At 64.0% G+C, this 23,236-nt stretch carries 20 protein-coding genes; 14 read left to right on the forward strand and 6 right to left on the reverse strand.

Going from position 1 to position 23,236, the window contains the following annotated elements:
• Window positions 1-158: 158 nt before the first annotated feature.
• Genes BM125_RS00765 through BM125_RS19635 form a run of 6 tightly spaced genes read left to right on the forward strand, consistent with a single transcriptional unit; the run spans window position 159 to window position 6,065 of the window.
• Window positions 159-872: a gamma-glutamyl-gamma-aminobutyrate hydrolase family protein gene (locus BM125_RS00765; protein ID WP_092403973.1), complete on the forward strand. Its 714-nt coding sequence runs from the start codon at window positions 159-161 to the stop codon at window positions 870-872.
• Window positions 869-3,103, forward strand: a complete 2,235-nt coding sequence (locus BM125_RS00770) for a PEP-utilizing enzyme (protein WP_175497795.1) — start codon at window positions 869-871, stop codon at window positions 3,101-3,103. Before BM125_RS00765 ends, BM125_RS00770 begins: the two co-directional genes overlap by 4 nt.
• Complete coding sequence (locus BM125_RS00775; protein WP_092403975.1) at window positions 3,104-3,883, forward strand: class I SAM-dependent methyltransferase; 780 nt, start codon at window positions 3,104-3,106, stop codon at window positions 3,881-3,883.
• A gap of 20 nt (window positions 3,884-3,903) precedes the next feature.
• Complete coding sequence (locus BM125_RS00780; RefSeq protein WP_281243914.1) at window positions 3,904-4,620, forward strand: NTP transferase domain-containing protein; 717 nt, start codon at window positions 3,904-3,906, stop codon at window positions 4,618-4,620.
• Window positions 4,601-5,134: an adenylyl-sulfate kinase gene (locus BM125_RS00785; RefSeq protein WP_175497798.1), complete on the forward strand. Its 534-nt coding sequence runs from the start codon at window positions 4,601-4,603 to the stop codon at window positions 5,132-5,134. The genes BM125_RS00780 and BM125_RS00785 overlap by 20 nt, the downstream gene beginning before the upstream one ends.
• Complete coding sequence (locus tag BM125_RS19635; RefSeq protein WP_175497800.1) at window positions 5,115-6,065, forward strand: sulfotransferase domain-containing protein; 951 nt, start codon at window positions 5,115-5,117, stop codon at window positions 6,063-6,065. Before BM125_RS00785 ends, BM125_RS19635 begins: the two co-directional genes overlap by 20 nt.
• A gap of 132 nt (window positions 6,066-6,197) precedes the next feature.
• Here the strand turns inward: BM125_RS19635 and ssb are convergent, their stop codons facing one another.
• On the reverse strand, window positions 6,198-6,689 hold the full coding sequence (ssb, locus tag BM125_RS00795; protein WP_092403979.1) for a single-stranded DNA-binding protein: 492 nt from the start codon (window positions 6,687-6,689) through the stop codon (window positions 6,198-6,200).
• A 428-nt stretch (window positions 6,690-7,117) separates the two neighbouring features.
• Here ssb and BM125_RS00800 point away from each other — a divergent pair, with 428 nt between their 5' ends.
• The 8 genes from BM125_RS00800 (at window position 7,118) to BM125_RS00840 (ending at window position 15,898) form a co-directional block, all read left to right on the forward strand.
• Window positions 7,118-9,259, forward strand: a complete 2,142-nt coding sequence (locus BM125_RS00800) for an FAD-dependent oxidoreductase (protein WP_092403980.1) — start codon at window positions 7,118-7,120, stop codon at window positions 9,257-9,259.
• 316 nt (window positions 9,260-9,575) lie between these two features.
• Window positions 9,576-10,619, forward strand: a complete 1,044-nt coding sequence (locus tag BM125_RS00810) for a methyltransferase domain-containing protein (protein WP_092403982.1) — start codon at window positions 9,576-9,578, stop codon at window positions 10,617-10,619.
• Between the two features lie 6 nt (window positions 10,620-10,625).
• Complete coding sequence (locus tag BM125_RS19640; protein ID WP_139224798.1) at window positions 10,626-11,306, forward strand: glycosyltransferase; 681 nt, start codon at window positions 10,626-10,628, stop codon at window positions 11,304-11,306.
• Entirely contained in the window at window positions 11,303-11,992 is a 690-nt protein-coding gene (locus BM125_RS00820) for a TIGR04282 family arsenosugar biosynthesis glycosyltransferase (RefSeq protein ID WP_175497802.1), read from the forward strand. The genes BM125_RS19640 and BM125_RS00820 overlap by 4 nt, the downstream gene beginning before the upstream one ends.
• Entirely contained in the window at window positions 11,989-12,807 is an 819-nt protein-coding gene (locus BM125_RS00825) for a sterol desaturase family protein (RefSeq protein WP_217647779.1), read from the forward strand. Before BM125_RS00820 ends, BM125_RS00825 begins: the two co-directional genes overlap by 4 nt.
• 12 nt (window positions 12,808-12,819) lie before the next feature.
• Window positions 12,820-13,776 (forward strand): arsenosugar biosynthesis radical SAM (seleno)protein ArsS, encoded by a 957-nt coding sequence (arsS, locus tag BM125_RS00830; RefSeq protein WP_092403986.1) that lies wholly within the window; start codon window positions 12,820-12,822, stop codon window positions 13,774-13,776.
• A gap of 48 nt (window positions 13,777-13,824) precedes the next feature.
• Window positions 13,825-14,853 (forward strand): XdhC family protein, encoded by a 1,029-nt coding sequence (locus BM125_RS00835; protein ID WP_245778738.1) that lies wholly within the window; start codon window positions 13,825-13,827, stop codon window positions 14,851-14,853.
• A 73-nt stretch (window positions 14,854-14,926) separates the two neighbouring features.
• Window positions 14,927-15,898, forward strand: a complete 972-nt coding sequence (locus BM125_RS00840; protein ID WP_175497822.1) for a polyprenyl synthetase family protein — start codon at window positions 14,927-14,929, stop codon at window positions 15,896-15,898.
• A gap of 1,749 nt (window positions 15,899-17,647) precedes the next feature.
• Here the strand turns inward: BM125_RS00840 and rfbB are convergent.
• The 5 genes from rfbB to BM125_RS00870 form a co-directional block, all read right to left on the reverse strand.
• Window positions 17,648-18,703 carry a dTDP-glucose 4,6-dehydratase gene (gene rfbB / locus BM125_RS00850; RefSeq protein WP_092403989.1) on the reverse strand — a complete coding sequence of 352 codons (1,056 nt, stop codon included), beginning with the start codon at window positions 18,701-18,703 and terminating at the stop codon, window positions 17,648-17,650.
• A gap of 88 nt (window positions 18,704-18,791) precedes the next feature.
• Complete coding sequence (gene tgt, locus BM125_RS00855; RefSeq protein ID WP_092403990.1) at window positions 18,792-19,907, reverse strand: tRNA guanosine(34) transglycosylase Tgt; 1,116 nt, start codon at window positions 19,905-19,907, stop codon at window positions 18,792-18,794.
• A 62-nt stretch (window positions 19,908-19,969) separates the two neighbouring features.
• The gene (gene queA / locus BM125_RS00860) at window positions 19,970-21,064 is read right to left on the reverse strand and encodes a tRNA preQ1(34) S-adenosylmethionine ribosyltransferase-isomerase QueA (protein ID WP_092404141.1); all 1,095 of its coding nucleotides are present in this window, start codon (window positions 21,062-21,064) and stop codon (window positions 19,970-19,972) included.
• Between the two features lie 300 nt (window positions 21,065-21,364).
• A complete protein-coding gene (locus tag BM125_RS00865; RefSeq protein ID WP_092403991.1) occupies window positions 21,365-21,967 on the reverse strand; it encodes a response regulator transcription factor in 603 nt (200 codons plus the stop codon).
• Between the two features lie 68 nt (window positions 21,968-22,035).
• Entirely contained in the window at window positions 22,036-23,226 is a 1,191-nt protein-coding gene (locus tag BM125_RS00870; RefSeq protein WP_245778739.1) for a sensor histidine kinase, read from the reverse strand.
• Window positions 23,227-23,236: the final 10 nt, after the last annotated feature.

Below are 23,236 nucleotides of genomic sequence, written 5' to 3' on the forward strand. Positions count from 1 at the left end.
GCAATCGATTCAAGCTGCTAGTATCCGACCAGGCCCTGATGAGGCTGGCGTTCCGAAGTCGATGAACGCAAGCGCCGAACAGACGGCCGCACAATCAGGGACTCAATCTCACGGCAGTAGCAGCCAGCGGGCAGAGTTCGGACTGCAGGAAGCGCGATATGCAGATTATTGGAGTTTCGACCCGCCTCGTTCGCGGAGATCCCCAGGCGCGCGGTGCACGCCGCAAGGACCAATGGGCCATCGAACAGGCGCTGGCTGACTGGCTGATCGCCCATGGTGCCCTGGTCGCTGCAATCCCTCCGGCGCCGCGTCACTCCGCGATGCAGATCGCCAGTTCCTGGATTGGACGGATCAATGCGCTCGTGCTTCAGGGAGGCGAAGACATCACGGTGACAGGCGCTGGCGCCGACAATCGTCGTGACGACTTCGAACTCAAGTTGCTCGGTCTGGCATTGGAACGCGGAATACCTGTTCTCGGAATTTGCCGCGGGATGCAGCTGATCAATGTTGCACTGGGTGGCACGTTGCGGCGAGTCGACTGTGCACCTGATGGAGCGAAACCTGTTCACAGCGACGCCGAACGCTACGAGCGGCACACGCACCCGGTGCAATTGTCACGAGGATGTTGTCTGGCGCAAATTCTCCATAGCACCGAGGGAGATGTCTGCTCGATGCATGGCCACGCAATCGACACCATAGGGTCGGGGCTCGAGGTGGAAGCCTGGTGCCCTCAGGACGACACCATTGAGGCGATTCGGGTAAAGGACGCGCCCTGGATACGCGGTGTTCAATGGCATCCAGAGCATCATCACGGAGGCTGCCTGCCTTCAGAACCGCTGTTGAGTGCGCTGATGGAAGCTGCCGACCGATGACTCCGGCAATCAGTCCTCACACAGGGAAATCCTCTGTTCTTGACACGCTGGGCCCACTTTTGCGCAATGCCCGAATCCCGCAGGGAGCAACGGTTTCCCACAAGGAGTGGATATCCTCGCCGGAGAACTTCCTGGAACGGATATTCGCGCTCGGCATTGAAGGTTCGCTTGCGGTTCGAAGCGACCGCAGCGACGAAGACGAACATCCGACCAATGCCGGCCGCTATTTGACCTTGCTCGATGTGTTCCCTGCCGCTACTCCTCTTCTCGCCGCCATTGAGCGCGTATTTGCTTCCTACGATTCGGTCAGGCCCGAAGATCGGGTATTTGTCCAGGCTCAGGTCTCGGCAATCCGGCACGCAATGGTCGCAAGCACGACGGGCGCGTTCGGAAGCGAATACGACAGCGTCAGCATTGCCGCCGGCGCCGCCCCAGATTCCATCACGCGAGGCGATGCGCCAGCCGATACCTGGCACTTCAGTGCTGAGGCCGAATCAGTCCGCCTTCCCCGTCCGATCGCTCGCGTCGCCAGCCTGTTGCGAGAGCTGAGGACACTGGTCGTTGACGGCCCGTTCGAAATCGAGATTGTCGACGACGGCAGCGAGTTGTGGCTTTTACAACTGCGTCCACTTCCCGGCAGGGTATGCGTGCCAGTACGCAAGGTTGCATTCGACAGGGCCGTCGCCCAGGTCGAGCAAGCAAGAAACCAAGGCGCGGTCCTTTTTGGCATGATGCCCGACTGGAACACCGCTGAACTCCTCGGCGCCCATCCGCGGCCGATGGCCTTGTCCTTGTTCGAGAGTCTCATTGGCGACTCTGTCTGGTGGCGAGGTCGGGCCGATTTGGGCTATGCGCCTCCCTATTGCAACCAGCTGGTCAGGCCAGTGGCTGGTCGACCCTATGTCGATGTGCGAGCGAGCTTCGAATCACTTTGTCCAGCCGACGCTACGAAGCGGCAACGCGCCTTCCTCGTTCAGGCATGGCTCGAACACCTGCAATCGCATCCCCACCTGCACGATCGCGTGGAGTTCGATGTCGTGCAGGCCGGTTTTGAGTTCGACATGGATGCGCGGATGAAGGCGGTGGGATGTAGCAAGATCTCGAATTCGCTGATTTCATCTCTCGGCAAGATCACGATCCGCTCCCTGGCCAGGGAGCAAATGGAGTCCGAGGTCAAAGCCCTATGCACGCAGATTTCGATGCCAAGGTGCAAAAGCCTGCCGCTCCTCGACCGATGGAACCTGTTGCGTGAATGCGTGGCGATTCCATTTTCGCGAATGGCACGCCGCGACTTCCTCGCCCGCAGCCTGTGGGAATCGCTGGTCCGGATCGGAGTGATTGAACCAGGACGCTATCTGCACATGCTTTCCGATGCTCCGGAACGCCCGGGTTTGCTCGAATCAAATGCATCGCGCGCTGCTCGGCCTGGCCAATTTGATATTCGATCCAGCGGACTCGAGCGCTTTTCGGCGCTGCCTGCTGACACTCCCTGCCGAAACCCGTTCGTGCTTAGTCCAGGCGAGTCCTCGGATCTCAGTCGACTCCTGAGGGAACATCGGCTCCCTTGGAGTCCGCAACAATTGGTGGCTCTCAGCCGAATGGCTGCGCGCGGGCGCGAGTTTGGAAAGTGGGTACTCGCATCGATACTGGGTGACTTGCTGGCCGAGATTCGTGCTCTGGGCGCTGCCCGGCATCTGGATGCCGAACTTCTCTCGTGGCTCCGGTGGCCAGCCGTAGTCGATGGTCTCGAGGGGGACCCCAATCGTCTTCGCGAAGCGAGCGTGCTTGCACGGCAAGAATACCAGCGAGACTCGAAACTCAAGATGCCGTTGCTGTTTGCTCACCCGGCAGAGTTGGAATTCGTGCGCATTCCGTCCACCAACGGCCACTATCTCGGCCGCGGAAAAGCAGCAGGCCCACTGGTCTGTCTAACGGCGGAAAGCCACAAAGGCGCACTGCCATCGAACGCCATTGTTGCCATTCGCAGCGCCGATCCCGGATACGAGTGGATCTTCGAACACCAACCTGCGGCCCTCATCACCGCGTTCGGTGGGCCCCATTCCCATATGGCGCTTCGCTGCGCCGACGCCGGCTGTGGGGCAATTCTTGGCATTGGACCCGAACGGTTCGAGCGCCTCGTCCATGGAATTTGGGTTTCCATTGATTTTGAAGAAGCGCGGCTGGACTCACGATCTGCGGGAGTCAGGCGCGGTGACAGAAGGGTGGCCTGATTGCAGAACGAATACAGTTCCGGGCCCTTGCCCGAGTGGGATTATTCAAGGCTCGCCGTTCACTATGAGCGCAGGGCGCCATACCATCCCTCATTCGTGGCATTGGCTGCGGAGGGTCTCGGTTTGCAGCCCGGCCAGCGCGTGGCGGATATCGGATCGGGCACCGGAAGGGTTGCGCTTGCGTTCGCCAGCGCCGGATACGTTGTCGATGCCGTGGAACCCTGCGTTGAGATGGCGAGAATAGGGTTGCGGGCAACGCAGGGTGCCAACGTGAGCTGGCACGGGGGATGCGCCGAGGAAACGGGCCTATCCGAAAGCGTTTTCGATGTCGTCAGCTTCGGCTCGAGTCTCAACGTCGTCGATGCGGCGCGCGCAGTTCCAGAAGCGGCGCGCGTGCTCAAGAGCCATGGTGCTCTGGTCATCGTCTACAACTACCGCGACAAGACTGAGGCGCTTCAGCGCGAGATCGAGCGGGCAATCCGGACGCTTCTGCCAGACTTCGATCCCGGCGCCCGTAGCCAGGATCCGACGGCCATCATCGAATCCGGAAAACTCTTCCGAGTGCGGCAAAAGTTGCAGTTGCCCCTCGTGCATTCGATTTCTCCCGGCGAATTCGTCGATGGATTCCGGGCCCATGCAACGCTTGTCCGCCAGGCAGGCAACCGGCTGCAAAAGATCCTCGATGAGCTGGGCCGTCTGAGCGATGCCTGGCGCGGGGCCGACGGAAAGATCAGGATTCCATTTTCCACGCACATGTGGCTCGCCGAGGCCCGGCATTGAGCGCTCTTCCCAGAGTTGTCGTGCTCGCGGCGGGCTCGGGATCGAGAATGGGCATGCGTTCAACGAGCACGCCGAAGTGCCTGACGCTTCTAGCAGGACACGCGCTGATCACCTGGCAACGGCGAGCGTTCGTGGAATCTGGAATGTCCGACCGGCTGCTCGTCGTCCTGGAGGACTCGCCCCTGACTGCGGCCGCTGATGAGGAGATCCAGCGAGTTTCCGGGACCCGTGGACCCATGGATTCCCTGTTTTCGATTGATGCCGAACGAATTTCGCACGGTGCCGTGGTTTGCTACGCGGATATCGTGTTTCACGCCTCTGTTCTGCAAACCTTGCTCGCATCCGCTGGAGACATATGCATTGTTGCTGACCGGGCCTGGCTCAAGCTATGGGAATGCCGGTTCGATTCAATTCTCGACGACGCGGAGACGTTTCGTGCGCGCGGCACTTCGATCCTGGAGATTGGGGATCGTGCCCAGGAAGTCAACGAAATCGAGGCGCAGTTCATCGGCATGATGAAGCTTTCGCCGCAAGGGTTTGCGACCTTGCGCGCACTGCACGAACCCGGTGACGACAGCACTCGCCTGCTTTCCCGCGCCGTCCGGGCCGGTGTTCCGGTGCAGGCCTGTTTCATCGAAGGTCGATGGTGCGAAGTCGATTCGCCGAGCGATGTCGCCGCCTACGAGCAGGCACTGGGCGGTCCGGAAATATGGTCACATGACTGGCGCACGTGCTGATATGCGTGTCGGCGGCGTCATCTGGATCACTGGCCTCGCCGGCTCAGGAAAGACCCGTCTTGCGACGCGTGTCATTGACCTTCTGAGATCGAGATCCGCGGCGGCCGTCCATCTCGATGGCGATGTCCTTCGCCGCGCCATGGACGATCATCGCTACGATCGCGACTCCCGCGAACGGCTTGCATTTTGCTATTCACGGCTGGCCTGGTCGTTTGCCAGCCAAGGTCATGCGTGCGTCGTATCGACGGTTTCGCTCTTTCATTCCGTCCACGCCTTCAACCGCGAGCAAGGGGGGTGCTATCTGGAGGTCTTGCTTGACATCCAGCAAGGCATCCGGTCGCCCAAGGAAACGAATCATTTCGATGGGCCGCGCGTGGGCATGGAAATACCGGCTGAATTTCCTTGCGCTCCGCACCTGGTCTTCAAGAACGACATGCGCCCCGAAACCCTCGGCGAGATCTCTCTTCGCATCGCTGACGCATACGAGGCAGTCCATGCCCCCCTTTATCGCTGATCCATGCGCACAGCATGTTCCCGGCCGTGACGACTATCCGGCCTACGACGCAATGATCGCCTCGCCGGAGCTCCCATGCGGCGCGGCGTGGCTGGGCAGTTGCCTGCTGGAAGTTGGTATTCCCCTGTGGAAACCATGGGGAATTGACGACTCAACCCACTGGATGCATCTCGGTGGACGCCGATGGCAATATCAATTCCCAGGAAGCGCATGGTCGCGCCTCGTTCCGGGGCTCGTCCATGGCCGCACGTTCAATCTTCGCGGCAGACCGGTACCACAATTCACGCACGCATGGCCCGGACAACTTCCGATGCCAGAACGGCTGGTACTGTTCATCCGCGACCCGCGCGACGCACTCCATTCCGATTGGCGCCGAAGACTCCGACTCGGACACAACGAATCTCCTCATCTCCACGATTACCTCACCAGGCCCAGCCCAGGCATAGGCCTGCCTCCGCCGGAATGGCTTGCGCGCTTCATGTCAGCCTGGCACGTCGCTTCAAAATCGGTGCCGACGCTGGTCATCAGGTTCGAGGATGCAAAGGAACGGCCTCGCGAGACGCTGAATGCCACCCTGCACTTTCTGGGACTTCGCGTACCCGCCCGAGCGCTTGCAAATGCCGTGCGCGCATCGAGTCATTCGCGCATAGTAGAAGCCGAGCGGCAACTGCTGGCCGATGGAATCGTGCCCTTTGCATTGATCGGACCAGGTCGACCGCATGCCCATCGTTCGCTGCCCGGGGATGAACAGGTGCCGCTGGACCGCCACCTCGCAGAGGCAGCCGCGAACTATGCCTATCCCGCACCGCCAGTTGAAGCCGAGGCAAGGTGCACCCCGGGAGCTACCAACATCCTGCTTGCCAAACTTCTCCCTGGCAGCGCGCGACCAGACATTCTTGAACATTGTCTGCGGTCGCAAGAACCGGGATAGCCAGTCCGTCCGATGCCATGAGGTGACGCTGGACTGCGCCAAAGCACACTCCGCAATTTCATCAGGCGATGGCCGATCAGGCGCTCGATCCCGCTGCCGGCGTCACCCAGCACCGTCGCGTCCCTGCAGGAATCAGAACGGGATGTCGTCGTCCTCGAAACTGTCGTTGCGTGCCGGCGCCGCGGCCTGGCGCTGCGGTCCCGGCTGCGGGCCGCGCGGCGCACTGCGCTCGCTGCCGCGATCGCGGCTGTAATTGCCGCCACCTCCGCCGCCACCGGCTCCCTCGGCGCCGCCGCCGAGCATCTGCATTTCGTTGCCGATGATGTCGGTGCTGTATCGCTGCACACCTTCCTTGTCGGTGTACTTGTCGGTGCGGATCGAGCCCTCGATGTAGACCTGGCGGCCCTTCTTGAGGTATTCGCCGGCAATTTCGGCAAGGCGTCCGAACAACTTGACGCGGTGCCATTCCGTGCGCTCCTGCTGCTCGCCGGACTGCTTGTCCTTCCAGGATTCGGACGTCGCCACGCTGAGCGTGCATATCGCCGTGCCACCCGCGGTGTACTTGACCTCCGGGTCCGCACCGAGATTGCCCACCAGGATCACCTTGTTGACGCCCCTTGCCATTAGTCTTGCTCCTCTAGATCGATTTCTGCGGCCGAACCCCGCCAGCGTCCGTCGAACCAGTCTCAACGACCGCGACGGCGCCAGGCGCGCTGGTCGCCGCATGATACATGTCGAAGCGGGCGGAATCCCTTGGCGAAGGGTCGTAGCAGTGGCCGCTGCGGACATGGCCGGGTTACCGTGGCCATTGGTGGCTTTGCCGCCAGCGGCATCAAGCGGGTCGCCCCGACCGACGGATCAGGGCACGATCGGCGCCTGCATGGACCGGAGCATGGTGCACCGCGGCTGGCGTAACCGAGGCCACTTGCGGGCGCCAGGCGCGTTATTGTGGGCAAGGACAAGCTGGCGTCTGAATGGAAATCCGCGATAACCCGTTCTAATGCGCCAAACCCGCGACGTCCGCGAAGGCGTCGACCACCCGAGGAAAAGCCGTGTCGCGAACCTGGATTCGCTGGATCATCGTCGCTGTGCTCGTAGTGGCGGCTTTTGCCGTGTGGCGCAGCGGGCTCCTGGCCGAACTGAACCTGCAAGGCCTCAAGGCTCGCCAGGAATCACTGGCGACATGGGTTTCCGCAAACCACTGGATCGCGCTCGGCAGCTTCTTCGCGGTCTATGTGGCCGTGACCGGCCTGTCCCTGCCGGGCGCAGCGATCCTGACCCTCGCCGGCGGCGCCCTCTTCGGCCTCGTCGAGGGCACCGTGCTGATCTCCTTCGCCAGTTCGATCGGCGCGACCCTGGCCTTCCTGGTCTCGCGATTCGTCCTGCGCGACAGCCTGCGCAGCAAGTATGGCCAGCGCCTGAAATCCTTCGACGCGGGCATCGAACGTGATGGCGCCTACTACCTGTTTACCCTGCGCCTGGTGCCTGCGGTGCCATTCTTCCTGGTCAATCTGCTGGCCGGGCTGACGGCGCTGAAGACGCGGGTGTTCTATCTGGTCAGCCAGGCCGGCATGCTGCCCGGCACGATCGCCTACGTGTACGCCGGCACCCAACTGGCCCGGATCGACAGCCTCTCCGACATCCTCTCGCCCGGCCTGATCGGCGCCTTCGTGCTGCTCGGCATCCTGCCGCTGTTGATGCGCTGGCTGACGCGCTGGCTTGGTGCGCGCCGGGTCTATGCCGGTTTCCAGCGACCCAGGCGCTTCGATTTCAACCTGATCGTGATCGGCGCCGGCTCGGCCGGCCTGGTCTCCGCCTACATCGCCGCCGCGGTCAAGGCCAAGGTCGCCCTGATCGAGCGCCATCGCATGGGCGGTGACTGCCTGAATACCGGCTGCGTGCCGTCCAAGGCCCTGCTGCGCAGTGCCCGCCTGCTCGCCGATGCGCGCAACTCGGAGCGCTACGGCATCGCGAAAATGAGTGCCGAGGTCGATTTCGCCGAGGTCATGCAGCGCGTGCACGAAGTCATCGCCAAGGTCGCCCCGCACGACTCCGTGGAGCGCTATACCGGACTCGGCGTCGAGGTGATCCGCGGCAATGCACGCATCGTGTCGCCGTGGGAAGTCGAAGTCGACGGCCAGCGCCTGAGCGCGCGCAGCCTGATCATCGCGACCGGTGCGCAGGCCCGCGTGCCGGAGATCGAAGGACTCGACAGCGTGGACTACCGGACCTCCGACACGCTGTGGGAAATCCGCGAGTTGCCGAAGCGGCTGGTCGTGGTTGGTGGCGGTCCGATCGGCTGCGAACTGTCGCAGGCCTTCGCGCGCCTCGGCAGCCAGGTGATCCAGGTGCAGCGCGGGCCGCGCCTGCTGCCGCGCGAGGATGCCGATGCGGCCACGCTGGTCGAGGAACGCTTTGCCGAGGAAGGCATCCGCGTCGAAACCGACTGCGAGGCGGTGCGCGTCGAGCGCACCGCGGAGGGCGGACGCCTGCTGTGCCGCCAGCACGGCGAGGACGTCACCTTCGAATTCGATCGCCTGCTGCTCGCGCTCGGGCGCAAGCCCAATGTCGCCGGCTTCGGCCTCGAGGAGCTCGGCGTCGTCATCGAGAAACAGGGCACCGTGCAGGCCGATGCCCTGATGCGGACCAACTACCCGAACATCCTGGTCGCCGGTGACGTCGCCGGCCCTTACCAGTTCACCCACGTCGCCGCGCACCAGGCCTGGTATGCCTCGGTGAATGCCCTGCTCGCCCCGTTCTGGAGCTTCAAGGCCAATTACCGCGTGATCCCGTGGTCGACCTTCACCGACCCCGAAGTGGCGCGGGTCGGCCTCTCCGAAGACGAGGCGAAGGAAAAGGGCATCGAAGTCGAGGTGACGAAGTACGGCCTCGACGACCTCGATCGCGCAATCGCCGATTCCGCCGACCACGGCTTCGTCAAGGTGCTCACCGCTCCCGGCAAGGACGCCATCCTCGGCGCGACGATCGTCGGCGAGCACGCCGGCGATCTGCTCGCCGAGTTCGTGCTGGCGATGAAGCACGGTATCGGCCTGAACAAGCTGCTCGGCACGATCCACATCTACCCGACCATGAGCGAGGCGAACAAGTACGCGGCCGGGGCATGGAAGCGGGCCCATGCGCCAGAGGCAGCACTGCGCCTGGCCCGCCGCTTCTTCGCCTGGCGGCGGGGCTGAGCCAGTGCTGCGCATGTTCGTCCCCGCGTTGCCGTTGCATGGCCTGGCAACGGCGCCGGCCAGTGCGGCAACATTCGAACCATCGCATGCGGCCGGGATGGGCGACTTCCTTGTCGTGCGCGCCGCTGCACTGGGGTTGGATGCCACGCAGGTCCGCCGACTGCGCGATGGCGAGATGCCGATCGTGTTTGGCGAGTACGATTGGAGACTGAATCGGACCTCTTCGCTACGCCGACCCTGAAACCCCGTCACGGTGCACCACGCGGCATTCCGCAGTCCTCCCCGGCGCACACGAACCCTGCTGATCGGAACAACCATGACTGAAGCCACCACCCACGAGGACGTCCGCCACTACTACGGCGACGTGCTGCGATCGACCCGGGACCTGAAGACCGGCGCATGCTGTCCGACCGAATCGATGCCGGCCTGGTTGCGTCCCCTGCTGGCCGACATCCATCCCGAGATCACCGACCGTTTCTATGGCTGCGGGTCACCCTTGCCTCCGGCGGTCGAGGGCATGACTGTGCTCGACCTCGGCTGCGGAACGGGACGCGACGTCTACCTGCTCTCGCGCCTGGTCGGCGCCGAAGGCCAGGTCATCGGCGTCGACATGACGCCCGAGCAGCTCGCCGTGGCCGAGCGCCACCGTGACTGGCATGCGCAACGCTACGGCTATGCGGAATCCAATGTGCGCCTGGTCGAAGGCCAGATCGAACGTCTCGATGCCTGCGGAATCGCCGATGCCAGCGTCGACGTGGTCGTTTCCAACTGCGTGCTCAACCTCTCACCGCAGAAGGACAAGGTCTTCGCCGAGATCCTCCGCGTACTCAAGCCGGGCGGCGAACTGTATTTCTCGGACGTGTTTGCCGATCGCCGAATACCGGCTGCGCTGCGTGCCGATCCGGTCCTGCTTGGCGAATGCCTGTCGGGCGCCCTCTATATCGAGGACTTCCGGCGCATGCTCGGGCAACTCGGCTGCGCCGATGCGCGTTGCGTCAGCCAGGCACCGATTCCGTTGCTCGACCCGGCGATCGAGGCGCGCATCGGCATGGTCGGGTTCCGGTCCATGACGATGCGCGCGTTCAGGCTCGATCTCGAGGACCGCTGCGAGGACTACGGCCAGATAGCGACCTACCGAGGCAGCGCACCCACGCTGCCCCATGCCTTCCTGCTCGACGATCACCATCGCTTCGAAACCGGCAGGCCCATGCGGGTCTGCGGCAATACATTCGATATGCTGGCGAGCTCGCGTTTTGCCCGGCATTTCGACCTGCACGGCGACAAGCGCAACCACTTCGGTCTGTTCGATTGCGCGTCCGCCGCCGCGGGCACAGATGTCACCAACGGCAGTTGCTGCTGAATCCCGATGCCGAGCGATGTCGCCATCGTCATTCCGAGCGGACCCGGCGAACGCGCCTGGCTCTCGCTATTGCCCTCGCTCCAACCCGCTTCGGCTTGCGCGATCCGCCTGGTCCTGGCCGACGGTGATGTCTGCGCGGTCGAACGCCCGCCGGCGAATCTGCAGGTAATGCACGCTCGCGCCGGACGGGCGCGCCAGCAGAACGCCGGCGCCGCGGCTTCGAATGCCCGCTGGCTCTGGTTCCTGCATTCCGATTCGCAGGTGACTGCGGCGACCCTCGACGCGATGCAGCGCTTCGTCGACGCCGATGAGGAAGCGATTGGATACTTCCGCCTGCGTTTCCTCGACGATGGTCCGCGCTGGACCGTCATCAATGCCTGGGGCGCACGCTTCCGTAGCGATGTGCTGGGCCTGCCGTTCGGCGACCAGGGCCTGCTCATGCCGCGACGCATCTTCGACGCGCTCGGCGGTTTCGACGAACGCGTCGAGGCCGGCGAGGACCACGACCTGGTCTGGGCGGCTCGCGCCCGCGGCATTGCGCTGCGTTCGCTGGCGGCACCGATCTTCACGAGCGCCCGCAAGTACGCGAACCAGGGCTGGTGGCGGACGACATTCCGCCACCTGACCATGACCCGCGATCAGGCCAACCGGTTCTCGCGTCGGCATCGTTCGGTCGAATCGACTTGAGCTGCGCCGTCGCCATCTTCGTCAAGACCCCGAGCCATTCCCCGGTCAAGAGCCGGCTCTGGCCCGCAATCGGTCGCGCCCATGCCGAACGACTGCATCGGGCCTGTGCCGCGGCCGTGGCCTCGGTGGTCGTACGCGCAAGTGGCGACGAAGCGATCGTTGGCTACTGGGCTACCGCCGAAGCCGTTGCCCAGGTCGCCGCGGACTGGCCCGGTCTCGCCCATGTCGACCAGGGCGAAGGCGGTCTCGGCCTGCGCATGGCGACGGTCTATCGCACCCTGCAGGCACGCCACGGCGCCGCGATCCTGATCGGCGCGGACGCGCCGCAAATCGAATCGATGCTGCTGGGTCGCGCCGCCGATTGGCTGCGCTCGTCCGAAGCCCGGCTCGTGATCGGACCCGCGGAGGACGGCGGGTTCTGGGTGTTTGGCGGCAACCGCCGGTTGCCGGAATCGGCCTGGACCAGCGTCGACTACAGCACGCCGTCCACGGCCAGGGGCTTCGTCGCCGCCATGCATGGGCATGGCGACTGGCGCACGCTCGACACGCTGCGTGATATCGACACGGCGGCGGACCTCATTCCGGTCAGGCGGCGGCTGGCGACGCTCGCTGAGCCGACGGCGGAACAGGCGGCGCTGATCCCGCTGCTCGGCGAACTGGCCGCGGGTGCGGAGATCTGCGCATGAGCGGATGGTTGCTCGGGCACGCAGCCATGATCCGTTTCATCCTGGTGGGCGGCGTGCTGGTCGCCCTGCTGCTCGCCCAACGCCTGTGGCCCCGTCGCGGCGAGGTGTCCACGCGATGGCGCCGTGCGCGAAACATCAGCATGAGCCTGATTGCGGCGGGCGTGATCTACCTGGTACTGCCGCTGACCGCGGTGAGCTTTGCCGCGGCCGTCGAAGAGCGCCAGATCGGTTTGTTCAATTTCGTTCGCTGGCCTTACCCGGTGGAACTCGTGGCCGGTATCGTCGCACTCGACCTGGCCATCTACTGGCAGCACCGCTGGATGCACCGCGTGCCGTGGCTGTGGCGCTTACACCGCGTGCATCACAGCGACATCCAGTTCGAGGTCACGCTTGGACTGCGCTTCCACCCGCTCGAGATCATCCTTTCCCTGCTCTACAAGTTCCTCGTCATCGCCCTGCTCGGTGCCGCACCGCTCACGGTGCTGGCCTATGAAGTCCTGCTCGCCGTGTTCTCGTTGTTCTCTCACGCCGACATCGCGCTACCGGGCGGCTGGGACCGGCGCCTGCGGCTGCTCGTCATTACCCCCGACTGGCATCGCGTCCATCACTCTGTGCACCGCGAGGAAACCGACAGCAACTACGGCAATTTTCTCAGCCTCTGGGACCGCTGCTTCGGCTCGCGCATCGAGCAACCACGCGACGGACACCGGCCGATGCTGATCGGCCTCGATTCGTTTCGCGACGAGGCATTGCAGACCCTGCCCGCCCTGCTCATGAATCCAGTCGCGAGAGAACGCGACCCCACCGTACGATGAAGATCCGCACCCATGCGCAATACCTGGCCAAGACTCGAACACAGTGACTTCCCGGCGATCGAACGAGCTCGGGTCACGACCCTGCAGCTCAACCTCGGTTACCGCTGCAATCTCAGCTGCATCCATTGCCACGTCAATGCCGGGCCGCGGCGCACCGAAACGATGGATCGCGAAACGATGCAACTGGCCCTCGAGGTCGGCCGCAAACTCGGTGTGAAAACGCTCGACATGACCGGTGGCTCGCCCGAAATGAACCCCGATTTCCGCTGGCTGGTCGAACAGGCCAGGGCCACCGGCCTGCATGTCATGGACCGGCTCAATCCGACCATCATGGAAGAACCCGGCTACGAATGGGTCGGCGAATTCCTCGCCGAACACCGCGTCGAGGCGGTCGCTTCCCTGCCCTGCTACAGCCAGGAGAACGTCGACGAGCAGCGCGGTGATGGCGTCTTTGAAAGTTCCATACGCGCGCTCAGGCGCCTGAACGATCTCGGCTATGCCCAGCCCGGCAGCGAGCTCGTGCTCAACCTCGTCTACAACCCGAACGGCGCCTTCCTTCCACCGGCCCAGGCAAAGCTCGAAACCGACTATCGACGCCTGCTCGGCGACAATTTCGGCATCACGTTCAATCATTTGTACGCGCTGGCCAACATGCCGATCCAGCGCTTCGGTTCGTGGCTGCTGTCTAAGGGCCAGTTCGAACCCTACATGCAGACCCTTCGCAACGCGCATCAGGACAGCAACCTCGATTCGGTCATGTGCCGTTCGACCCTCAGCGTCGGCTACGACGGCTCGCTGTTCGACTGCGATTTCAACCAGATGCTCAAGCTGCCGCTGGCCGGTCGCAAATCACACACGCATCTGCGCGACCTGCTCCAGCACGACCTGCCGAGCCGGATCGGTGTCGCCGGCCATTGTTTTGGCTGCACGGCGGGCCAGGGGTCCAGTTGTGGCGGCGCGCTGACCTGATCCGGCGTGGTCGACGTCCGGCGGTCGCAAGGCTACATTGTCCGTTGCATGAGCGCCGATTCGATGCCGACCACCGGGAACACGACCGCGTCCAGCGCCGTTGCGACGGCGGGAGGCCAGCGCGCGGTGATCGAAGCCGCCATGCGCGCGATCGACGGCGGCACGGCCGCCACCCTGGCCCTGGTGCTCGAAACCTCGGGGTCGACCTACGTGTGCGCCGGCGCCATCGCCCTGTTCGATCGGCACCGGCAAACGGGCTGGCTCAGCGGCGGCTGCCTCGAACCCGAAATCGCCCGCCGCGCGGCGCACGCTGCGGCCGAACGCACGATCGCATGGTTGGAGGTCGATACGCGCGACGATGAAGCACTGTTCGGCGGTTCGGCCATGGGCTGTCGCGGCCGTCTTCGTCTGGCCCTGCTGCCCCTCGATTCGTTGCCGGGCTGGGACACCCTGGCTCGCCTCTGGCTCGACTGCCGCGGGGCCATACAACTGGATCTGACGTCCGCTGGCGCTATTGCCTGCCGCGTCGGCGAGGTTGAGGAATCCTGGCAGCTCAGCGCCGGTTTGCCGGAATGGAGCGCCGGGCCCGATCAGTGCGGGCACTGGCAGGTGAGTATCGAGGCACCGGCAACGGTGGTCATGTTCGGCGCCGGGCCCGAAGCGCCGATACTGCTGCCGCTGCTGCGATCCATGGGCTGGCTGACAGCGACCGTTGAATGCCGGCAACGCTGGCTCGATGCAGCCAGGCTCGCCGACGTGCTGCACCAGGATGCCCCGGCGCGCATCGTCGATTCAGGCCGATTCCGCGAGCCCTTCGCAGCACTGATCATGCACCACAATTTCGAACTCGACCTCGAAACGCTGCTGGCCCTGAGCGCGAGGCCGCCGCCGTTCATCGGCCTGCTCGGACCAAACCGGCGTCGCGATGATCTGTTCAAGCTGCTTCCCGACGCCGCGCGCGAACGCCTGCGGCCGCACCTGCACTCACCCGTCGGCATCGATCTCGGCGGCCGCGGCCCCGAAGCGATCGCCATCAGCATCGCCGCCCAGTTGCAGTCGAAGTGGCACCGGCGCTAGCCCGGCTATACTTGCATCCTACGCATTCGGAAATCCGCACTTGAGTTCAGTATCCAACCCAGCCAGGCCTGGCATGCACAGCCTTGCCGATGTGCAGGCCCTCGCTGCCCCCGGCATGGCCGCCGTCAATGCCCTGATCCGCTCGCGCCTGGCATCGGATGTCGTCCTCATCAACCAGATTTCCGAACACATCATCAGCAGCGGCGGCAAGCGTCTGCGTCCGATGCTGCATCTGCTCGCCGCCCGTGCCGCCGGCTACCGGGGTGATGACCACGTGCCGCTGGCCGCACTGATCGAGTTCATCCACACCTCGACCCTGCTGCACGACGACGTCGTCGACGAATCCGACCTGCGCCGCGGCCGCAAGACCGCCAACGCCCTGTGGGGCAACGCGGCCAGCGTGCTGGTCGGCGATTTCCTCTATTCGCGCTCGTTCCAGATGATGGTCGAGCTCGACAGCATGCGCATCATGCGCATCCTCGCCGACACGACCAACCGCATCGCCGAAGGCGAAGTGCTTCAGCTGCTCAACATCGGCAATGCCGATACGAGCGAGCAGGCCTACCTCGACGTCATCGAACGCAAGACCGCCGTGCTGTTTTCCGCGGCCACCCGGCTCGGCGCGGTCCTCGCCGGCCTGCCATCCGACCAGGAAGAAGCCCTGGCCCGCTACGGCCTCGACCTCGGCTACGCCTTCCAGATTGCCGATGACGTGCTCGATTACGTTTCCGACGCCGAAACCCTTGGCAAGAACATCGGCGACGACCTCGCCGAGGGCAAGCCGACCCTGCCGGTCATCCACGCGATCGCCTACGGAACCCCCGAGCAAGCCGCCAGCCTGCGTCGCGCGATCGAATCGGGCGGACTCGACTCGCTCGACAACATCGTCGCGGCAATCCGCGACACCGGCGCCCTCGAACACGCACGCGCCCGTGCCGAACAGTATGCGCGATCGGCACAGTCGGCCTTGTCGGTGTTGCCCGCCTCGAACGCACGCGATGCACTGGCGGTGCTGGCCGATTACTCGGTGAATCGGGCTTCCTGATCCGGGTTTTCCGCGCCCGACTCGGCTAGCGTGAGGCGTTCGTCGCCGCCGCTGACTCAATAGCGACTTGCGATCGCGACTGGTGGCACGATCAGGATCGGTCGCGCCGATGCGCGGCGCCATTCTCTCAAGTAGCACTTGATGGGCCAGACTCTCTCCTCGACGACGATCCAGACTTTTTCAATTTTCTTCTTTCATCGCTTCGTGGCGCATTTCTGGCGCGAGAGCAGAGTTTTCACTCGCCCGCGGCGAGCAAGTCACTTCGCTTGCACTGCAGGAGCGCCTTCAGGCGCGATGCTCCTTCCGCCCGATTCGAACTTGTTCGCCGTCGTCTCTGCCCTTAGACAGGTTCAGGACTGGCCGGACTTCGTCCGGGCGGCGGCCCAGTGACTGTGCTTTTCGCTCTGTTCGACATCGCTTCGCGGCGCATTCGTGGAGTTAAGAGCAAAGCTTTCACTCGCCTTCGGCGAGCGAGTCACTTTTCTTTGCGTGCTCAAAGAAAAGTAACCAAAAGAAAGAGCACCCCAATGCAGCGGTCTCCGGGCATCCTGCCCTCCGACTTCGCGCAGCGGCTCCGGGGTTGGCTGACAGTCCATCCCTGGACTGGCAGCCAACTGGCTCGCCTCCCTGCGAGCCACCCTTCGGGCCTTCTCTCCGCCGCTGCGCCACTGCATAGGGGCCCCATTCACTGCGCCTCCTGCGCAGCCAAGACGAAGCAGATTCCCGCGAGCCTGCGGATGCGGCTTCGTCTCTGCGCTTGAACTTCCTTCTCCCGCCGTGCGAGAGACCAAACGGCAGGACTGCCGTTTTGCGCAGCGAATGCTGCCCGCAGGGCGAGCGCCATGGATGGTGCGAGTTCAGGTGCCGAGGGCGGATGAGGGGCTCTGGCTATTGGCTCTGGCTCTGGCTCTGGCTCTGGCTATTGGCTCTGGCTATTGGCTCTGGCTATTGGCTCTGGCTATTGGCTCTGGCTATTGGCTCTGGCTCTGGCTCTGGCTGTTGCTTCTGCTTGGGCGCGCAGGATGCGCGCTACCCGGGCCCCGTAAGCGGTGGCGGCCGGGCGAAGGAAAGGCCCGCAGGGTGGGCGCGAGGGATTGCGCCCAGTTCGCTGCCAGCACACGGAGGTGCTGTCAGCGAACCCCCGTAGCCCGGCCGCGAAGTCGCAGGGCAGGATGCCCGGAGACCACCGCTTTGGGGTGGCCTTCTCTTTGGTTACTTTCTCTTGGCCACGCAAGAGAAAGTGACTCGCTCGCCGCAGGCGAGTGAAAGCTTTGCTTTGAATCCAGGATTGCGCCGCGAAGCGATGCCCAACAGCGCGGACAGCAAAGTCACTGGATTCCTGCCGGCATAGGGACAACGGCGTGGATGTTCGAATCGTGCGGAAAGGCATCGCGCCTAAAGACGCTCCTACAGTGGAAACGGGGTGACTCGCTCGCCGCGGGCGAGTGAAAGCTCTGCATTGGATTCAGGCATGCACCGCGAAGTGATCTCAAACATCCCGAAGAGCCAAGTTGCTGGGTCCCTGCCTGCGCAGGGACGACGGTTCGATGCCGGTCGAAAGCATCGCGCCTGAAGGCACTCCTACGGTGGAAACGGAGCGACTGGAAGCGAAGTAACTCGCTCGCCGCGGGCGAGTGAAAACCATCGATCGCATGCACGCCCCGCGATGCGAGAGACATGAAAGCAAAGGGCCAGGAATGCAGTCACCGCCCTCACCGCAGCAACCGTCAAGACCCGACTCGCGCGAACTCAGCCGTCACCCAGACGCTCCATCCGATAAGTCCCGTCCAGCACCCGCCCGACCCAATCCTGCCGCGCCAGATACCAGTCCACCGTCCGCGCCAGCCCCGACTCGAAGGTCTCGGTCGGCCGCCAGCCGAGTTCCCGCCGGATCTTCGAGGCATCGATCGCATAGCGGCGATCATGGCCCGGACGGTCCTTGACGTAGTTGATCAGCGACTCGCGCCTGCGTCCGTGAGCCAGCGGCTGGCGCTCGTCGAGCAGGGCGCAGACGGTCTTCACGACATGGATGTTCTCGCGCTCGGCATCGCCGCCGACGTTGTAGACCTCGCCGACCCGGCCGATCTCGAGGACGCGCAGGATCGCGGCGCAATGATCCCTGACATAGAGCCAGTCGCGCACGTTGCGGCCATCCCCGTAGACCGGCAGAGGTTCGCCGGCGAGCGCCTTCTGGATCATCAACGGGATGAGCTTTTCGGGAAACTGGAACGGGCCGTAGTTGTTCGAGCAGTTGGTGGTCAGTACCGGCAGGCCATAGGTGTGGTGGAAGGCGCGCACCAGATGGTCGGACGACGCCTTGGATGCCGAGTACGGCGAGTTTGGCTGGTACGGCGACTCCTCGGTGAATCGGCCGACCGGGCCGAGCGATCCGTAGACCTCGTCGGTCGACACGTGCAGGAAGCGGAACGCATCCTGGCGATCGAGCGGCAGGGAGCGCCAGTAGGCCAGCGCGCACTCGAGCAGATTGAGCGTACCGACGACATTGGTCTGCACGAACGCCGCCGGTCCGTCGATCGAACGATCGACATGCGACTCGGCGGCGAAATTGACGATCCCGGTCGGCTTGTATTCCCCGAGCAGGGCCTGCACCCGCTCTCGATCCCCGATATCGCCCTGCTCAAACGCATAGTCCGCGTGATGGGCTACATCGGCCAGCGTGTCAGGGTTTCCGGCATAAGTCAGCGCATCGAGGTTGACGACGCGGTAGCCGCCGAGGGCCAGCAGATCGAGCACGAAATTGCCGCCAATGAATCCGGCGCCGCCGGTGACGAGAAGGGTCTTCATGGGATCCTGGGGTCCTTGCGAGGTGGATTTGCCGGTCAATTGCCGCCATGCCGCGCCATGCTAGCGTGCGCCGATTTCAGGCGCGAGCCTACTCGCCCTCGCCCGTGCGCAGCGCGTAGAACTCGGCGACGAACGCATCGAGGCGCGAAGCGGCGATCGCTGCACGCAAGCCGGCCATCAACTGCTGGTAGTGATGCAGGTTGTGGATCGTCGCAAGCTGGCTGCCGAGGATTTCGCCGCAGCGGTCCAGATGACGCAGATAGGCACGACTGAAGCCGCTGCGGCATGCATAGCACGCGCAGCCTTCCTCGATCACCCGCGTATCGCGGGCGAACTTCGCGTTGCGGATACGCAATGTACCATGCCGCGTGAACAGGAAGCCGTTGCGCGCATTGCGCGTCGGCATCACGCAGTCGAACATGTCGACGCCGCGACGCACCGCCTCGACGATGTCCTCGGGCCGACCGACCCCCATCAGGTAGCGCGGACGATCCTTCGGCAGAAACGGCTCGACGAGTTCGAGCGTTGCGTTGCGCTCATCCTCCGGCTCGCCGACGGCGAGACCACCGATGGCGTAGCCGTCGAAACCGATTTCGATCAGGCCTTGCGCCGAACGCTTGCGCAAATCCGGGTAGACCGAGCCCTGGACGATGCCGAACAGCGCGTTCGGATTGCCGAGCGCATCGAAATGCTGGCGCGAGCGCAGGGCCCAGCGCAGGCTCAGTTCCATTGACGTGCGAGCCACGGGCTCGGTGGCCGGATACGGCGTGCACTCATCGAAAATCATGGCGATGTCGGAATCGAGCACGCGCTGGATGCGCATCGATTCTTCGGGGCTCAGGAACACCTTCGAGCCGTCTACCGGTGACGCGAAAGTCACGCCCTCCTCCGTGATCTTGCGCTTGTGTGCGAGCGAGAACACCTGGAAACCGCCGGAGTCGGTCAGGATCGGCCTGTTCCATCCGATGAACCGGTGCAGGCCGCCAAAGTCGCCGATGACATCGAGCCCCGGACGCAGGAAAAGATGAAAGGTGTTGCCGAGGATGATTTCGGCGCCGATCTCCTCGACGTCGCGCGGTGTCATCGCCTTGACCGTGCCATAGGTGCCAACCGGCATGAAAGCCGGGGTCTCGATCGTGCCGCGCGCGAAGGTCAGGCGGCCGCGGCGGGCGTTGGCATCGGTGGCGAGGAGTTCGAAGTGCATGGATCGGGAATGGGGAATAGAGAGTAGGGAATGGTCAAAAAAAAGCGCAGCCTGTGTGCCTTCTAGGAATTGGAACTGGCTGAGGGCGGTCTGCGCTTGACCGATTCCCCATTCTCCATTCCCGATTCCCGGCAGTCAGGCCAGATCAACATCGCGTCACCATAGGAAAAGAACCGGTAGCGCTGTTCGACCGCGTGCCGGTAGGCATCGAGGATCAACTCGCGGCCGGCCAGCGCGGAGACCAGCATCAGCAGGGTCGATTCAGGCAGGTGGAAATTGGTCAGCAGGCCATCGATGCTGGTGAACCGATAGCCGGGGAAGATGAAGATCTGCGTTTCTCCCGCGAACGGCTCGAGCACGCCGTTGCGACTCGCACTTTCGAGGGCCCGGACCACGGTCGTGCCGACCGCGATGACCCGGCCACCGCGGGCCCGGGTCCGATGGATCCTGTCGACCAGTTCGGCGCCAACGTTGAGCCACTCGCGGTGCATGACGTGGTCTTCGACACGCTCGGCCCGCATCGGCTGGAAGGTGCCCGCGCCGACGTGCAGGGTGACGTGTCCGGACTCGATTCCGCGCTCGGCCAGCGTGGCGAGCAGGGACTGGTCGAAATGCAGCCCTGCGGTCGGTGCCGCCACGGCGCCTGGTTCGCGTGCGAAGACGGTCTGGTAGCGCTCGCCGTCGACGGCATCGGCCTCGCGATCGATGTACGGTGGCAGCGGCATGCGCCCGAGCCGCAGCAGGAGCTTTTCGAGCGGCTCCGCCGCCTCGAAGCGCAGGCGGAAGAATTCGCCGTCGCGGCCGAGTACGCGTACCAGCGAGCCGTCGGCCAGTTCGATCGCACTGCCCTCCTTGGGCTTCTTGCTGACGCCGAGCTGCGCGGTCGCCTCGTGGCGGCCGGTCACGCGCTCGATCAGGATTTCCACTGCTCCGCCGGAGGACTTGCGTCCGAACAGGCGCGCCGGCAGGACGCGGGTATCGTTGAAGACGAGCAGGTCGCCGGCGCGCAGCAGGTCTGGCAATTCCCTGAACTGGCGATCCAACAGGGACTTTCGGTCGACATCGAGAACCAGCAGGCGGCTGGACGAGCGCTCGGCCAGCGGCGCTTGCGCGATCAGTTCGGGCGGCAGGTCAAAATGGAAATCGGACTTCTTCAATGGAACGATCATGTGCCAAATCGGTCGCGCATTGTAGGCGGACCCGGGCCATTTCTCACGAATGCGGAGTCGAAGGACTCGGCGTCGCTGTCACTTGGCCGTTTCTAGGGAGGGTCTGATCAAGTAGCAAAGTCGTCATGGCGTTCAGAAGGTTTTTCACATGTACCGCGTGGCGAAGTGAAGGCTGGTTGCCTTGACGAGGCGCGCGGTACATGTGGGGAGCCTTCTGGACGCCACCTTTTCAGTATCCAGTCAGTCAGTTAGGCGACGTGACGACTTTGCTACTTGATCAGACCCTCCCTAGAGCCAGCCTTTCTGCCGTGCCATTCGATACGCTTCGATGCGATTGCTGACACCGAGCTTGCCGATCGCCTCGGACAGGTAATTGCGCACGGTACCGTGCGACAGGTTGAGTTTCGCGGCGATGTCTCCCGCCGCCATACCCTCGCCGGCGAAGCGCAGGACCTGGCGCTCACGCTCGTTCAGCGGGTCCGCCTCGGACCAGGCATCGACGGCCAATTGCGGATCGATGGAACGTCCGCCGCGGTGGATCTTGCGCAGGGCCTCGGCGAGGTTCTCCGCGGGCGCATCCTTGAGCAGGTAGCCGACCACGCCGGCATCGAGCGCGCGACGCAGGAAGCCCGGTCGGGCGAAGGTGGTCACGATGACAACCCGGGTCGGCAATTCGTGTCGCTGTATGCGCTGGGCCAGTTCGAGCCCGGTCAGCCCGGGCATCTCGATATCGGTGACCAGCACATCCGGCTTGAGCCGTTGCAGTTCGCGCCAGGCACTCTCGCCATCGGCGGCTGCGCCGACTACCTCGATGTCGGACTCCAGTCCGAGCAGGGCCGAGAGCGCTCCTCGCACCATGGCCTGGTCTTCGGCGAGCAGCACGCGAATCATGGCAGGGCGGGTTCCGCGATCAAGGTCTGGTCACGCTAGCATTCCTTTCCGGTCATGCCCATGGTGCTTCATGGCCGGCCCATGGATTGCGGCGCATCCGCCCCCTTCTCGCCCACCCTGGCAAGGTCGAGGGGCAAGTCGATGGCGATGCGGGTGCCGCGGCCGAGTTCGGATTCAATACCCAGCCTGCCGCCGATTGCCTCGACCCGCTCGCGCATGCCGCGCAGGCCGTTGCCGACGACGATCGCGTTGCCGTTGCCGTCATCCCTGATGCTGAGGCGCGCGCAGCCATTCTTCGCTTCAAGGGCGGCGTTCGCATGGCGCGCCCGCGCGTGTCGTTGGATGTTGGTGGCCGCCTCGCGCAAGACCAGGGCCAACACAGTCTCCTGTTCGGTCTGCAAATCGACCTCGCCGACCGCGTAGCTGAACTGGACACCGTCGGACTCCAGCATCTGGCGAGCGGACGCCAGCTCGGCGGCGAGTCCGGCGGCACGAATGCCAGTGACCGCGCGACGTACCTGCGACAAGGCTTCCCGGGCAACCCGGGTCACTTCGTCGATTTCCCGATGCGCCGCCACGGTATCGCGCTTGAGCAGCTTGCCCGCCAGTTCGGACTTGAGCGCTATCAGGGACAATGTGTGCCCCAGCAGATCGTGCAGATCCCGGCCGATGCGCTCGCGTTCGGCCAGCGCCGCGAGGCGCCCGATTTCGTCGTGCGAGAGCTTCAGGGCTACGCGCTTGCGCGAGTTCTCAAGCTGGAAGTGATTGGCGAAGAAGACGGCTATTGCGATCAGGGACGTCAGGACGAAGATGAACAGCGGGATCCGGAGTACGAGGATTTCGACCAGGAAAGCGGACAGCATCGCGATGACCCAGGTCAGGCGACGCCACAGGTCCATATCCAGGAAAGCCGCGAACGCGATGGCGTAGATCAGATAGGTATTCGCGAACGCATTGGTCGGCAGCAGGATCAGGCAGAGTGAGGCGATCGCCAGCATGCACAGGACTGCGCGAATACCGCGACTGCGGTAGCTGAGGAAGTACAGCGGCAGGAAAACCGCGATCGACACGAGCGTCGGACCGAGCAGACCATACGGCACGTCCCGATAGCCCTGGCCGATGACGTTCGGAAACAGGCTCGGAAAGAACAGGAACGCCAGATAACCGAGAAACAGAAACGGCATCCAGCCCAGTTCGAGTTCCTCGGGCACCAGGCGACCACGCCAATGCAGCAATGTTTTCCGGATGAAGTGCTTCATCGTAGTTGCT

Origin of the sequence: Dokdonella immobilis, assembly GCF_900115085.1 — a bacterium.
In the GTDB taxonomy this organism is placed as follows: domain Bacteria; phylum Pseudomonadota; class Gammaproteobacteria; order Xanthomonadales; family Rhodanobacteraceae; genus Dokdonella; species Dokdonella immobilis.